We start from the raw sequence: 13,152 nt of genomic DNA on the forward strand, positions 1-13,152 counted from the left end.
GTTGTCGCTCGTCAGGCTTGCGCACAAAGACTCGGTTGGGTCACCGCTTCGTGGCCCAGTCCATGGCTCCACTCGAACCAGCCGCCGTCATACACGCTGATGCGCTCCCAACCCATCAGCCATGCGTAGTAAAACGCCACTGATGCGCGCCAGCCCGTGCCGCAGTAAAACGCTGTTTGTAGGTCGGGGTGTATGCCCTCTTCCGCCCAGAACTGGCATATCTCGCGGGCAGGCCGCATGGTGCCGTCCGGCCATTGAAATGCGCTCATGTTGTTCACATCGGCGCCATGGCCAGCCCGGCCCCAGCGTGCCCCCGCAATGTCGCCCCGGGCTTTGATGTAGCTGTAGCCAGAGGTCTTGCCGGTGAACTCATCCCACGTGCGAATGCTGGCCAGCGCCCCATCAGGCTGCGATAAAAGCGACTTCGCCTGGTGCCTGTTGATCAGGTACTGCGGACACCCCGGAAAGGCCGCACCAAAGCTGGCCGCTGGCGGGTGGCGCTGCGGCGCGCCTTCCGCACAGGGCAGCGCCGCGCGCAACCAGGCGTCAAAACCGCCGTCCAGCAAGCGCACATCCTTCACACCCGCATAAAGCATCAGGTGAGCGGCACGCGCCGCGGCCGTTGTGTTTCGGCCGTACAGGATCACCGTCGTGTCATGACGAATACCCAGGCCCAACAACAGTTGCAGCAAGGCCGAGTCGGGCACCTTGTTCCAGAACGGCCCTTCTTCCAGGCAGAGGGTGTCCAGGTAGGCGGCGCCGGGTATGTGGCTTTTTAGGAATGCGGTGGGCGCGCCGCAATCGACTTCCAGCAAACGCCAGTTGTTCGCCGGCGCGGCGCTCACGCTGACGCCCGCCATCAGCCCGGCGAGCCAGGCTGGCGTGATGAGCTGTTGCCAGCGTGGCGAGGCGACGTGAAAGAAGGGCAAAGCGCGTGCGTATTTTTGGAGGCCAGGATTCAGGCGATGCCCGAGCCAGTGGATTGCAATGAAGGGATAGATTTTCTCACGTCACGGCCGGGCGAACCCGCGCCCGTGCGGCAAGACCCCAGACTGTTGATGGAGTGGGCTATGGACCCAGTGAATACCTGTGAGAGAAGCTATCGTTTTGAGAGTGACTAGCGGGAATCTCCGATTAAATCAAGCGGCGCTGCCAAGGCCATTTGCAGAGTAATTTCATTGCCCTGATTTGCCTTGAACCCCAAGAAGGCATAGAGTGATTTCTCTTACGAAGGACCAACATGGCAACCAGCAGTCTTTTCGGCGGCCTGCACGCTCCCGAACATGTCCGGGGCAAGGACACCAACGCACTTGGCCCCAGCGACAACTCCGACAGCGGCAGCGATGCCCAGGGCGCCTACGGTGACGACGAAATGTCCAGCGACAGCGACGCCGTGGGCACTGGCGAGCGCGCGTCGGCGGGCGCAGGCATGGACCCGTCGGACGCAGACATCCTGCCCGACCATATTGAAGGGGAAGACGACGACGAGTCCTCGTCCGATGTCGACTCCGACTTTGACGCCGCCGTAGCCGACGTGCATGACCTGGCGGTGGATGAGTCGGATGAGGAAGATGAAGACAAGGACGGCTAGCAAGGACGGCTAGGGCTGAATTCGCGTGCCTTCCTGATGCCGGCCTGCCGGGCTGGCCCGGTTTCTTCCGCAAGTTCGCCGGAAAAAACTACGAGGAAACGTGCACGCCACCTGCAAGTTTTGAATCCAGATGTCTGCCAAGCGTGTCGCGCCTGTGGCCCATTGGCAATGGCGCGCTCTACATTCCGTAGGCGGCGATCGACGCTCCGGGCAAGTCGGAATCGTGCGCGGTGCTGTGTTGATTCACCACCGTGTGATCGAGCCGTTCAAAGAAGAACCGTGCTGCGGTATCCCCGTCGTGGCTCGCTCGTTGATCTGATCGGCGTCTCCTTGCGCTTTCGCAGCGGCCTGATTTGCCGTGACCAACTCTTGCAGTTTGGATATTTCAGCTTCAAGGTTGGCGATGCCCTTGGCATAGCTTGCTGTCACGCCTGTGCTGTCATTCAGGGCACCGCGCGCCTGCCTGTCGGCCAGGGTTTGCTGCAGCTGCGCGAGCTTGGCTTTGGGCGTTTCATCCTTGCCCAAGTCGGCCATACCCTGCCAGGCCTTCCCACCGGCGCCCTTGACGGCATCCCAGAAGGCTTCAATCGACCCTTTGTTTTCCTTGGCCATGGCCGCAATGGCATCCATGGCTTCGGTGGCCCGGGTCTGTACCAGCACGTCCGCTTCCTGCTGTTTTCCCTGCTCGGCAAGCGCATGGGCTTGCTGGTAGGTGACGACGGAGTCCCCATACGCGGCGATGGACGCTCCGGGCAGGTCGGATTCGTGCGCGGTGCTGTGTTGATTCACAACCGAGTGATCGAGCCGTTCAAAGATAAAGTGTCTTTCCGCAACTGTTTTGGTCTGAGCACGGGTCGGCGCGGCCACGGCGGCGCCTGCGTCGGGCACGCTTGAACCGCAGGCAACGAGCAGTCCACCGAGAATCACGACGCCTATCAGGCCGCAAGCTCTCAGCGCGATGGAAGCGATAGGCGGGCGCTGCCGTCCGCGGCTGAAGGTCCGTCTGAGCCCTCGAAGCAGCGGTGCCACGATCAAGCGATCGATTTCCTTAGCCCGGGTTTCGCGGGCTTTACGCTCAACTTGCTCTCGCAGGTTCAGGTTGCGGTTGCGGTTGCGGCGGTAAGCTTCGTAGATGACGTTTCCCATGGTGGTTTCTCCGGCATTGGGTTTCTTTGTCATATGCAGCTCCTGGTGAGAAGTGTCGTGGTGAAGTCCATCGCGCCAAGTGAGTGCGACCTCGCCGCGATGCGCACAGTGCGTCCTGGTCAGGTTGTGAGCTTAGGCAATCACCCTGGCCGCCGCGTCATCGGAAGCGATGATGCAAGGAGGTCCCTGGCCAGAATCAGGGTTTCCCTGACCCCGGATCGGGGGCCTGCCCCGATGGCCCGCTCTGCGCGCGGGCGATAAGGTGGGCCTCAGGTTCACGGCCCAAGAGAGGTCACCCGGTTCGATAGGAAAAGGAAAAGGTTAAGGGCATGGCTTCTCGACATTCTTCGGATAGCAAGGTTTTACCGTGATCGGGCTGGAGGGAGTTTCCGCTCAGGAGCTGTCCGACCTGATAGGGGCGATCTATGACTGTGCGCTCGATCCGCAGCGCTGGCCGGCCACTTGCCGAAAGGTTGCAGATCTCTGTGAAAGCACAGCGGGCGGAATATGCGTTCATGATCTGCGGCACGTGCAAAATGACCAGCTGTTCGTCTTCGGGTATCAGCCAGAATTTCTGGGGAAGTTGGGAAGTCACTACGCGGAAAGTCCCATGGCCGCTGCGGATGTCGTCTCGGATATCGGCGACGTCAGCGCCCTCTCCATGGAGCGTTACCAGCTGCTCGAAAGCCGGTTCTTTCGAGAGGTGCTAAAGCCGTTTGGACTGCTGGACATGATCTGGTTTCCCGCGTTGCGGACCGGAGGGCGCATGGCTTCCATGCATGCCTCCCGGAGCGAGACGGCCCCGCATTTTCAGCAGCGTGATGTCAGTCTGTTCAAGCTTCTTTCTCCGCATGTATGCCGAGCACTCGCCATCTCCGATGTGCTCGATATCAGGGCGCTCAGGTCGGAGATGCTCGAAAAAACGCTGGATGGACTTGTTGCCGGTGTTTTCCTCACGGCGCGCGATGGTCACGTCGTTTACATGAACCAGGCTGCCGAGCGCCAGATCAAAACCGGCAATTCGATTCGTCTCGTCAACAATCGGCTTTCTCCCACCGATTCCGCGGCGCGCGCTGCACTGTCGAAGGCGATTGAAGAGGCGGCGCGCGACGACGCCGAAATGGGTATGAGCAAACATTCCGTGGCGATTCCAGACAGCCTCGGCGGCGGCTACGTTGCGACCCTCCTGCCGATTGAGAGCGGTCAGCGCCGCGGCATTCTTGCACCGTTTGCCGCATCGGTCGCAGTGTTCACGCAGGATCCCGTTCAGGCGCCACTCATGCCGGGTGAGGCCTTCGCCAGGCTGCATGGGCTCACCGGCGGCGAACTGCGCGTGCTGCTGGCGCTTTCCCAGGGGCTGGGCGGCATGGAGGTGGCCGACATGCTCGGCATCGGCGAGTCGACTATTCGCACCCACCTGCAGCACATGTTCTCCAAGACCGGCACGTCCAGGCAGGCCGACCTCCTGCGCCTGTTGCATAACTCGGCGCCGCCGATTCGTACCCTGTCAACGACTGCCCATTGAGTCCAGAGAGTCCAGGGAGGCTGACCTCAATGGGCTGCACAGTCGACCTGCGGCCCGGTTCAAGGCGACGTTACTTTCTTCCGAGATATCATCAAGTCAATGCGACGAGTGCTCTTCATCTGCAGCAGGAATAGGCTTCGCAGTCCCACTGCAGAACGTGTGTTTTCAGCCATGCCCGATATAGAAACGGATTCCGCTGGCTTGGCATCGGATGCAGATTGCCCGGTAAGTTCCGACCAGATTGAGTGGGCGGACGTCATCTTCGTCATGGAAAAACGGCATCGCGTGCAGCTTGCGCAGAGATTCACGCGGTATCTTGAAGGAAAGAAAGTCGTGTGCCTGGATATTCAAGACAACTACGAGTTCATGCAGCCTGAGCTCATCTCATTGCTGGAGAAGAGAGTGCCACCCCACTTGCGGTAAAGAAGCCATTTCTCCAACTGCTTTGCAGCGGGCCATCCTGGACTCCTGATGCTTGACGCATCAGCAGGCAGACAAATCACGCGCCAGGTCTGGCCTCATGGGCTAAAAATACAGCCTCAACGCCTGAATTAAACCGACCCGCGAAGCGGGTTCGGCTCGAATGAATTGTTGTACGGCAATTACCTGAGCTTCACAGAACTCGCCCGCGGTAGGACCTGTTCAGGCGCGAAATCCCTTAGGACTTCGCTTTCTTCGAAGGTTTCGACTTGCCGGAACTGTTGAGGGAGACCGCTTGGCGAACGAGCGCCTTGAAGGCGGACTCGTCAACTTCCTCTCCTTCGTGGATGTCGATCGCGCGGCGTACGTTTCCGTCGAGACTCGAGTTGAAGAGGCGGGCCGGATCCTTCAGAGACGCGCCCTTGGCGAAGGTAAGCTTCACCTTGTCCTTGTAGGATTCGCCAGTGCAGATGATGCCGTCGTGCGACCAAACCGGAGTGCCCATCCACTTCCACTCCTCGGCAACGTCCGGGTCTGCCTCCTGGATGAGCTGGCGCATTGTGCCGAGGGTTTCCCCACGCCAGTCCCCGAGTTCGGTGATTCTTTTCGAGATGAGCTCCGATGCCGACTGGCCTTGGCTCGCGTCCGATTTTTTCATGGGCTCATCCTGGAAGTTCCAGATACAGTTTATTTGCAAGACCGTCGGCTGGAACGCATTGTTGGGCTGCAAATTGGAAAAACAATGAGGCAAGGCTGGGGCTACTGTTACTTCGCCGCCGGTGCGTCCAGAAACGCGCTGATCGTCGGCACCAGCCACTCGGTGCGCGCCGTCACCTTCATGTGATCGGTGCCCGGGAGCACGGCCAGCTGCGCGTGTGGGAGTGCCCGGAACATCTCCACGGCGTGTTCGGGGCGTATGACGTCGGCGTCGCCGACGATAACGAGCGCCGGCGCGGTGATGCCGCGGATGGCGTCAGCCGGGATGTCCTTGAAGTCGCGCACGCGCTGGGCGGCCTTGTCGTGAAATAGTCGCAGGTTCTCGGGGTGCGGCGCGACCTTGAGATACTCCTCCTGCAATTCCTTCGGCATGTTCTCCAGCCTGGCCTTGGCCATCGCCTCCCAAAGCCAGGGATAGGCGCCCTCGCGCCTGGATAAGGCCGATGCCAATACGAGCTTGCGCACGACTTTCGGATGCCGGATCGCCACCTGCAACGCGATCGTGCCGCCATTGCTGAAACCGAAGAGATCGGCTTTTTCGATGTGCAGGTAGTCCAACAACGCGGCAGTGTCGTCCGCCGACTGCTCGAAGCTGAACGGCCGGTCGGCAATGTCCGCCGTGTGCCCGTAGCCCTGCTGCTCGAACGCGATGATCTGCCGGTCACGCGCAAGCTCCGGCAGGATGTGGCCGAAAGAGGTCTTGATTGTGTCGCCGCCGCCATGCAGCAGCACGATTGGCGGTCGCGCCGGGTTGGCAATGCCGTGGATCTCAAAGTAAATTCGCAGGCCGTTGACGGGAGCATAGCCGGTCTGAACAGGCTGTTTGACGACGCCACTGGCGAGACTACGACTGCCGCAGCCAGATAACACAGCGACACCAAGTAGCAGGATTGCCACGCCGAAAATCTTCATAGGTCTCCTTCTCTTTCGGTTCAACGAATGAAGGGACTTCCCCGTCCCAGGCGAGCCGCAATCCGTCAGGGTTGCGGTTTACGGCAACTGAGTGCCACGATGGAGAGATCAAACTTTTCATCAACTCACTTGAGAGGAGAAATCATGGCGATCGTAACCGTTGGAATTGACCTCGCCAAGAGCGTCTTTGCGGTGCATGGCGTGGATGAGTCCGGCAAGCCTGCGATGGTGACGATGACCGGCGACAGCGACGCCGCAGGCACCGGCGAGCGCACATCGGTAGGCGCAGGCATGGACCCGTCGCGCGCAGACATCCTGCCCGACCCTATTGAAGGGGAAGAAGACGACGATGAGTCCTCGTCCGATGTCGACTCCGACTCCGACTTTGACGCCGCCGTAGCCGACGTGCATGACCTGGCGGTGGATGAGTCGGATGATGAGGAAGACGAGGAGAAGGACGGCTCGGGCTGAATTCGAGTGCCTACTGATGCCTGCCTACTGGGCCAGCTTGGCTTCTTCCACAAGTTCACCGACAAAGGCTACGAAGACAAACCAAACGCCCACGCGACTACTACGTTGCCAAATCCAAAAATTCCTGCTCAGCGCGCCGCGGCTTAAAGGCTGTTCCTGGATCATGGACAACAGGGGCAAGGTCAGACTACCTGTTGATGAGGAACTCAGGGCGCTGCTTCGAATTTCAGTTATCGGCAATGTTCGATTGTCGATGGCCAGCCCAGCACAGCTTTTATCCTACCGTCGCATGGCTGGTTCTTCTTTGATTGTCATGACGAAATTTCTTGAGATATAGCTACCGCACTGCCTGCCGCGAGCGTTAGCCCGAGTGCACCATGCCCAACATTCAAGAACAGATTTTTGAACCTGGAGCGCCCTACGATTGGGACGGAGGTCGGCGTGGCAGGCCGTAAACCCGCCCAGGGGCGAGTGGACGACAAATCGCATAGGCCAGGAAAAACAGATTCAACCGACGCCACCATTTGCTTGATGCGGTCACCCGGAATGGAAAGATCATGGCCGCCGATCTCGGCCATCGCGGCCACTCTCAGGTTTTGTGCGAGGGGAGCAAAAACTGTCTTGAGAGAAAGATCCGTGACGCTGGCTTTTGGCGCCTGGCGCCCACCCTTGATCGGCAGCGTGATGCTGTAGCCCTTGAGGGGGTAAACAGGAAGGTAAATACCGAGTTTCGACGCATGAGCTGGGGCCGTCACGCCGGTGGCCAGCACGAAGGCGTCGGACCTCAGGTCGCCTTTGCTGGTGCGAACGGTATCCAGACGCTCACCCGAAGTGACAAAGTCATTCACCCTGGCATTGAACGAAACATTCGCACCCATGCGCACCAAGCTTCGGAGCAGCTCCTGGCAGAGCTTGTAAGGGTCGGCCACCCGCTCTTCGGCAGTCCACACGCCGCCGGCGAATTTCCCGGAGTAGCTTTGCAATGAGGGTTCTTTTTCAACGCATTCCCGCACGCCCAGAATTTTCTGATGGCATCCGAACTGGCTTTGGAATTTGATCTGCGCTTCCTGGCGTTTCAGGCAGTCCCGGGTGGGGCAAAGGACCAGCTTCCCGTTGATTTTGTAATCAAACGACCAATCCTCGCTTTCCATCCATCTCATCAGCGTGTCGCGGCTGAGCTGCGATAGCTGCAGCAGTGTTCGGGTCCCGCTTTCAACCTGTTTTGCGGTGCATGCCTTGAGAAACTGGAAGCCCCAGTACCACTGCCTCCAATCCAGCCTGGGCCGGAACCGAAGGGGCGACCCGCGTGAAAGCAACATGCCGGGAAGTCCGCCCAGGGTGTGCGGTGAGGCCAGTGGCTCCACATAGCTGTAGCTGAGCTGGGCCCCGTTGGCGTTGCTCGTTCCCAGGCCCGGACCGGCGGCCTCATCCACGAGGTGCACCTCATGCCCCATGCGGGCCAATTGATAGGCCGTCGAGCAGCCCACGATGCCGGCGCCGATAACGCAGACTTTCATGCGGCGAGCTCCTGCGCTGAAGCCTCACGGGCTTTTGGGGATAGGGTATAACGGGCATAGGCCAGATAGGCGCAGGCCACATCTGCAAGGCCAACACCCACCGACTTCGCGACAATGATGTCCTCGTCACTTCCACGCCATGGTATGGATTGGCGGTACAACTCCGGCAGATCCACGATCTTTCCACGCTCCCGGGCGTTTTTAGGGCGCCACAAGACGAGCTCACCTGCTTCGCGTTCGCTCTGCGGCATCCATTCCACAATGATCCGGCTTGCCCGCGACAGGGTTGCATCGTCAAGTTCACGCCCTTTAGGCGCACTGATTCCGATGGCGGATACCAACGCGCCGGGCTTGAGCCAGCTTCCGTCGAAAACGGGTTCCAGCGAACGCGTTGCCGTGACCACGATGTCAGCGTCGTGAACAGCGGCTTCCGCGCCGCACAGGTTAACGCGGCAGCCTGTCTGGAGCGCCAGGCGGCTGCACCAGCTATCGTCCCCCAGTGGGTCAACGACCGATATCTGTTCGAACTTGAAGATCTCGCAGAGCGCATGTGCCTGGGCGCGCCCCTGGAATCCCGCCCCGAACAGAGCCAGCTTTCGAACCTGTTTTGCGGCAGCTTTGGATGCGATCAGCGCCGTCAATCCGGCCGTGCGGAATTTGGTGATCTTGCCGCCGTCGAGGACGGCGATCGGCAGGTTGCTTTCCAGGTCGAACAAAGTGATCAGGAAAGAAAACTTCTCTTTGACAGTGGGATAGACCTTGACGCCGCCCACTTGGCGTGCGTTCCAGACGGCGCCCATGGTGCTCAGCCGGATACCGCAGCTGTCGGTTCGCTGCCGGGCATGGATCGCCGCGTTGCCGGCCGCGAGATCGGCGAAAGATTCGCCCAGGATGTCGGCCACGCTTTTGTAGTCAAGCAGGCTGGAGACTGTTTTGTCGTTGAGATAAGTAAGTTTCATATTTTTTTCTGGTGCGATTCCCGTGATTCACCGTCGGTCTGTGTGCTCAGGGAATGCCGTATTTGTTCGGGAAACGAATGTTTTCCTTCATGTAAGCATTCATGGGGACGCGAAGGCTTTCGGTGTCGAACCACTTCTTGTAGATGGCAAGAAGTTCGTCCATCCCAGCACGAAGGCGGGTATCAGCATCGATCTGACAAGGCTGGAGGACTTGATGTGCAACATGGGAAACCTCGTGGCAAATGACTTGCAAAAAAGACCTTCACATCGATCAGGCCGATGGCCGGAAATCGCCCACCGGGGCCAGACTCAGGACTTCAGTCAAGACCGGCGGGAAATGATTGGTTCCACGACGTTGCTTTCTCGAAGGCGAACGCCGCCCTCAATATCGTTGGCTCTGCAAACGGGCGCCCAATAACCTGGATGGAGACCGGGAGGCCGTTGGCGGAAAGTCCTGCAGGAATTGCAACCGAACACAAATCAAGTAGGTTCACAAAACGGCCAAATCTCGACAGCGGCGTGGCGAGTTCGTCGACCTCACTTACCGGAATTGCGGTGATCGCGTTGGTCGGAAATACGCAGACATCCACGCCGTCCATGGCTTCCAGCATCGCGGCCTTCGCGGACTCACGGTCCCGGAGAAGGTCGATGTATTGAGCGGCGCCGATATCGCGGCCCAGCATGATCCGCCGCTTGATGTTCGGGTCGAACTCCAGTTCGCTGCGCTCGAAAAGCGTGCCGAGATTCGCATAGCCTTCGGCGCTCATCAGGCTGCCCGCGATGCGCATGGATTGGGTGAGGCTTTGTGGAAGTGGCTTGTCCACCAGGGTCATGCCAAGCTCAAGGAATACAGAAAGGGACCTGTCGTAGGCCTTCAGGACTTCCGGGTCCACTTCCACGCGTTCAGCCTTGGGAAGGGTCCAAACCCTCATTCCCCTGACATCTTTCTCAAGCCCTTTCGAGACCGAACGCGAAGGAGAAAAGCGGGACGCTACGTCTTGCGGATCGGGCCCCGCCAGGACGTCAAGCAGCGTCGCGCAATCCCTCACGGTTCGTGTGATGGGGCCGACCGTGTCATGTGTGGGGCATAGGTCAATCAGGCCATATCTGCTGATCAGGCCATGCGTCGTCTTCAGCCCCACAAGCCCGCAGAGCCCGGCCGGGATGCGAACGGATCCACCGGTGTCCGTTCCAAGTGCGGCGCAGGCCATGCCCGCTGAGACCGCAACTGCGGAGCCGCTGCTGGAGCCGCCAGGAACGCGGTGGATCGCAAGGTCCCAGGGGTTCCAGGGCGTCCCCATGGAGGTGTTGGTTCCCCAGCCGCCAAAAGCGAATTCCACCGTGTGCGTCTTTCCCAGGACGATCGCGCCGGCCGCTCTCAAACGGTCGACCACCGTCGCCGTGATGGAGGAGGTTCGTGGCGGGAGCGATTTGGACCCCGCGGTGATGGCATGCCCCTTGATTTCAAAAAGGTCTTTGACGGCGATGGTCACACCGTGAAGCGGGCCGACCGTGAGGCCGGCTTGCCTGAGCTTGTCCAGTCCGCGGGCGGCCTGCAAGGCCTCTTCAGCATAGAGGTCTACGTAAGCGTGCAGCTTGACATCAAAGGTCTCTATGCGCGACAAGTGATTTTCGACCAATGCTTCGCTGTTGATCGCTCCGCTGGTCAAAGCTTCGAGGGTCTCCTCTATGGAGGCGTAAGTAAGAGATTTATCGGTCATGTCGAACCCATTACCCTTCGGCCACGCGAGAGGTGCTTCTCAAGCGCTCGCGAAACCATTGACAGGGGAAAAGCAATTGCAAAGTAGAAGGCGCCCACCAGCAGGAATATGTGCAGGGGCAGGAAGAACTCGCTGGACATGGCCCGTGCCGTGAGCATCAGCTCGTCCGTAGCAATCAGTGCGCAGAGTGAGCTGTCTTTTAAAAGCGCCACATAGGTGTTTAGCAACGGAGGAAGCATCACGCGCAGAGCCTGGGGAAACACCACATGCATAAAGACCTGGTGAGGCGCCAGGCCAACAGCCAGGGCTGCTTCGCGCTGCCCGCGGTGAATGGACTGCAGGCCCCCGCGCAAAATCTCGGCAACGTAAGCAGCGCCGTGGAGACCCAACCCGATAATCCCAGCCCAAAAGCCCGGCAGTGTGATCCCGAGCGGCGGCAGTGCAAAGTAGAGCGCCAGCAGCAGCGCGAGCAAGGGCACGGTGCGTACGAACTGGATGAAGAAGTTCGCTGCAAAGCGCAGGGCTGGCCGGCCGCTGCGGATCATGGCGACCAGGATCGCGCCCAGGAGCAAGGCAATCGCGAAGCCTGCGGATGACAACTTGGCAGTAACCTTTGCCGCTTCGGCGAGGCGAGGACCCCACTCGGGCCAGTATTGGTAGAACACTGAAAGAATGCTGTTCATCGCTTGTTCTCCATGCGGCTTTCGGTCTTGGCAAATCCCCAGCTGATCGGCAGCACCATGGCCGCATATAAAAGCATGGCAGCGAGGTAGATCAAGGTGGTCTCGAAGGTTGAGGTCACCAGGTTTCTGGCGAAAAACATGATTTCTGGCGCGGCAATCGCGGATGCGATCGACGTGTCTTTGAGCAGCTGGCTGGTGTAGTTTCCCAGTGAAGGCCAGGTCACCCGAAACATTTGCGGAAGGAGGATATGGGCCAAGGTCTGCCCTGGTGTCATCCCGACTGAAAGAGCGGCCTCACGCTGGCCGGCATGAATGCATTTGAGTCCGGCGACAAAAACATCGCACAGGACCGCCGCGCCAACGAGTCCCAGGCCCAGGATCGCGGCCACCAGCGGCGAGAGCCGGATGCCGACGGCTGCCAGCCCGAAATAGATCACGAAGAGGTGAGCCAGTGCCGGAACGTTGCGCATCCATTCGATGTAAGCGGCGATGACGAATTTGAGCAAGCGAAAGCGCGCGAATGTGACTGTCACCGCGAGCAGCATTCCGCCTGCCAGTGCAATGACGAAGGCACCCAGGGCCACCTCCGCGGCAGTGATCGCGCCGCCCATCAGTATGGCGAGGATGCCTCCGAAAATCCCAAGCTGTTCCATCACTTGGCCAGCCCTGGGTTGTCCGTCACCTGGCCGAGGAAGCAGCGGGTGCGTTCCAGCTGGGGGTTATTGATGACGTCAGCTGCGGGGCCCTGTTCAACGATGTGGCCGCCATCCATGAAGATCACGCGATCTGCGACGTCCCTCGCAAAGCGGATTTCATGCGTGACCAGGATCATCGACCGGCCTTCTTCGGCCAGCTCGCGAATGACCGTCAGCACCTCACCGACCAGCTCCGGGTCGAGCGCGGAGGTTGGCTCGTCAAAAAGAATGAGCTTGGGCTGCTGGGCCAATGCCCTCGCAATCGCAACACGCTGCTGCTGTCCTCCGGACAATCGTTCCGGGTACTCATCCGCCTTGTTGGAGAGGTGGACTTTCTCCAGCATTTCGTCGGCGAGCTCATACGCTTCAGGTTTCGACATTCCACCGGCTTTGATGGAGCCCAGGGCGACGTTGTCCCGAACGTTCAGGTGCGGCCACAAATAGAACAACTGGAAGACCATCCCGATCTCGCGGCGTTGGGGCGCGAGTTCACGATCGCTCATGAAACGAAAACCCCCATGACGGGCTGGAACCTGGCCGATCCGTTCGCCGTCAAGCACGATGGACCCCTCGCCCGGTTGCTCCAGAAAATTCAGACAGCGCAGGCACGTCGACTTTCCTGAACCGCTGGGCCCGATCAGCGAAAGGGTCTCGCCTTTACTCAAGTCAAAGGAAATCCCCTTGAGGACTTCAAGCGGGCCGTAGCTCTTCTTAAGCCCATCGACTCTTAACAGTGTGTTGTTCATTTGATTTAATTGTTTGAAACAGGCAAACGCGCAAGCGCCCGCCTGTATC

General features: G+C 59.6%; 14 protein-coding genes. 4 read left to right on the plus strand and 10 right to left on the minus strand.

The genetic code is table 11. The features are described from left to right. Window positions 1-11: 11 nt before the first annotated feature. Window positions 12-929, minus strand: coding sequence for a sulfurtransferase (locus tag BPRO_RS06850; protein ID WP_232291504.1), 918 nt, complete (start codon window positions 927-929; stop codon window positions 12-14). A 311-nt stretch (window positions 930-1,240) separates the two neighbouring features. Between BPRO_RS06850 and BPRO_RS06855 the strand changes: the two genes are divergently transcribed. Next, complete coding sequence (locus BPRO_RS06855; protein ID WP_011482325.1) at window positions 1,241-1,591, plus strand: hypothetical protein; 351 nt, start codon at window positions 1,241-1,243, stop codon at window positions 1,589-1,591. A 243-nt stretch (window positions 1,592-1,834) separates the two neighbouring features. On the opposite strand, the gene BPRO_RS06860 is transcribed toward BPRO_RS06855, so the two are convergent. Further along, a complete protein-coding gene (locus tag BPRO_RS06860) occupies window positions 1,835-2,770 on the minus strand; it encodes a hypothetical protein (protein ID WP_011482326.1) in 936 nt (311 codons plus the stop codon). A 334-nt stretch (window positions 2,771-3,104) separates the two neighbouring features. Here BPRO_RS06860 and BPRO_RS06865 point away from each other — a divergent pair, with 334 nt between their 5' ends. Both BPRO_RS06865 and BPRO_RS06870 read left to right on the plus strand, forming a co-directional pair. Then, window positions 3,105-4,262, plus strand: coding sequence for a helix-turn-helix transcriptional regulator (locus tag BPRO_RS06865; protein WP_011482327.1), 1,158 nt, complete (start codon window positions 3,105-3,107; stop codon window positions 4,260-4,262). Window positions 4,263-4,361: 99 nt separating this feature from the next. Further along, window positions 4,362-4,685, plus strand: a complete 324-nt coding sequence (locus BPRO_RS06870) for a low molecular weight protein tyrosine phosphatase family protein (protein WP_011482328.1) — start codon at window positions 4,362-4,364, stop codon at window positions 4,683-4,685. 235 nt (window positions 4,686-4,920) lie between these two features. Here BPRO_RS06870 and BPRO_RS06875 read toward each other — a convergent pair whose 3' ends face one another. Both BPRO_RS06875 and BPRO_RS06880 read right to left on the minus strand, forming a co-directional pair. Beyond that, entirely contained in the window at window positions 4,921-5,340 is a 420-nt protein-coding gene (locus BPRO_RS06875) for a DUF1801 domain-containing protein (RefSeq protein WP_011482329.1), read from the minus strand. A 107-nt stretch (window positions 5,341-5,447) separates the two neighbouring features. Then, the gene (locus BPRO_RS06880; protein ID WP_011482330.1) at window positions 5,448-6,311 is read right to left on the minus strand and encodes an alpha/beta fold hydrolase; all 864 of its coding nucleotides are present in this window, start codon (window positions 6,309-6,311) and stop codon (window positions 5,448-5,450) included. Between the two features lie 144 nt (window positions 6,312-6,455). Here BPRO_RS06880 and BPRO_RS06885 point away from each other — a divergent pair, with 144 nt between their 5' ends. After that, window positions 6,456-6,782 carry a hypothetical protein gene (locus tag BPRO_RS06885; protein WP_011482331.1) on the plus strand — a complete coding sequence of 109 codons (327 nt, stop codon included), beginning with the start codon at window positions 6,456-6,458 and terminating at the stop codon, window positions 6,780-6,782. Window positions 6,783-7,093: 311 nt separating this feature from the next. Here BPRO_RS06885 and BPRO_RS06890 read toward each other — a convergent pair whose 3' ends face one another. From BPRO_RS06890 to BPRO_RS06915, 6 genes are all read right to left on the minus strand, one after another. Next, a complete protein-coding gene (locus tag BPRO_RS06890) occupies window positions 7,094-8,299 on the minus strand; it encodes a D-amino acid dehydrogenase (protein ID WP_011482333.1) in 1,206 nt (401 codons plus the stop codon). Next, entirely contained in the window at window positions 8,296-9,258 is a 963-nt protein-coding gene (locus tag BPRO_RS06895) for an ornithine cyclodeaminase family protein (RefSeq protein ID WP_011482334.1), read from the minus strand. Before BPRO_RS06895 ends, BPRO_RS06890 begins: the two co-directional genes overlap by 4 nt. 317 nt (window positions 9,259-9,575) lie before the next feature. Next, window positions 9,576-10,979 carry an amidase gene (locus BPRO_RS06900; RefSeq protein WP_011482335.1) on the minus strand — a complete coding sequence of 468 codons (1,404 nt, stop codon included), beginning with the start codon at window positions 10,977-10,979 and terminating at the stop codon, window positions 9,576-9,578. Beyond that, entirely contained in the window at window positions 10,976-11,662 is a 687-nt protein-coding gene (locus tag BPRO_RS06905; RefSeq protein WP_011482336.1) for an amino acid ABC transporter permease, read from the minus strand. Before BPRO_RS06905 ends, BPRO_RS06900 begins: the two co-directional genes overlap by 4 nt. Continuing rightward, window positions 11,659-12,315 (minus strand): amino acid ABC transporter permease, encoded by a 657-nt coding sequence (locus BPRO_RS06910; protein ID WP_011482337.1) that lies wholly within the window; start codon window positions 12,313-12,315, stop codon window positions 11,659-11,661. Before BPRO_RS06910 ends, BPRO_RS06905 begins: the two co-directional genes overlap by 4 nt. Further along, window positions 12,315-13,103: an amino acid ABC transporter ATP-binding protein gene (locus BPRO_RS06915; RefSeq protein ID WP_011482338.1), complete on the minus strand. Its 789-nt coding sequence runs from the start codon at window positions 13,101-13,103 to the stop codon at window positions 12,315-12,317. The genes BPRO_RS06910 and BPRO_RS06915 overlap by 1 nt, the downstream gene beginning before the upstream one ends. Window positions 13,104-13,152 lie beyond the last annotated feature (49 nt).

The sequence above is a fragment of the Polaromonas sp. JS666 genome (assembly GCF_000013865.1).
Classification (GTDB): domain Bacteria; phylum Pseudomonadota; class Gammaproteobacteria; order Burkholderiales; family Burkholderiaceae_C; genus Polaromonas.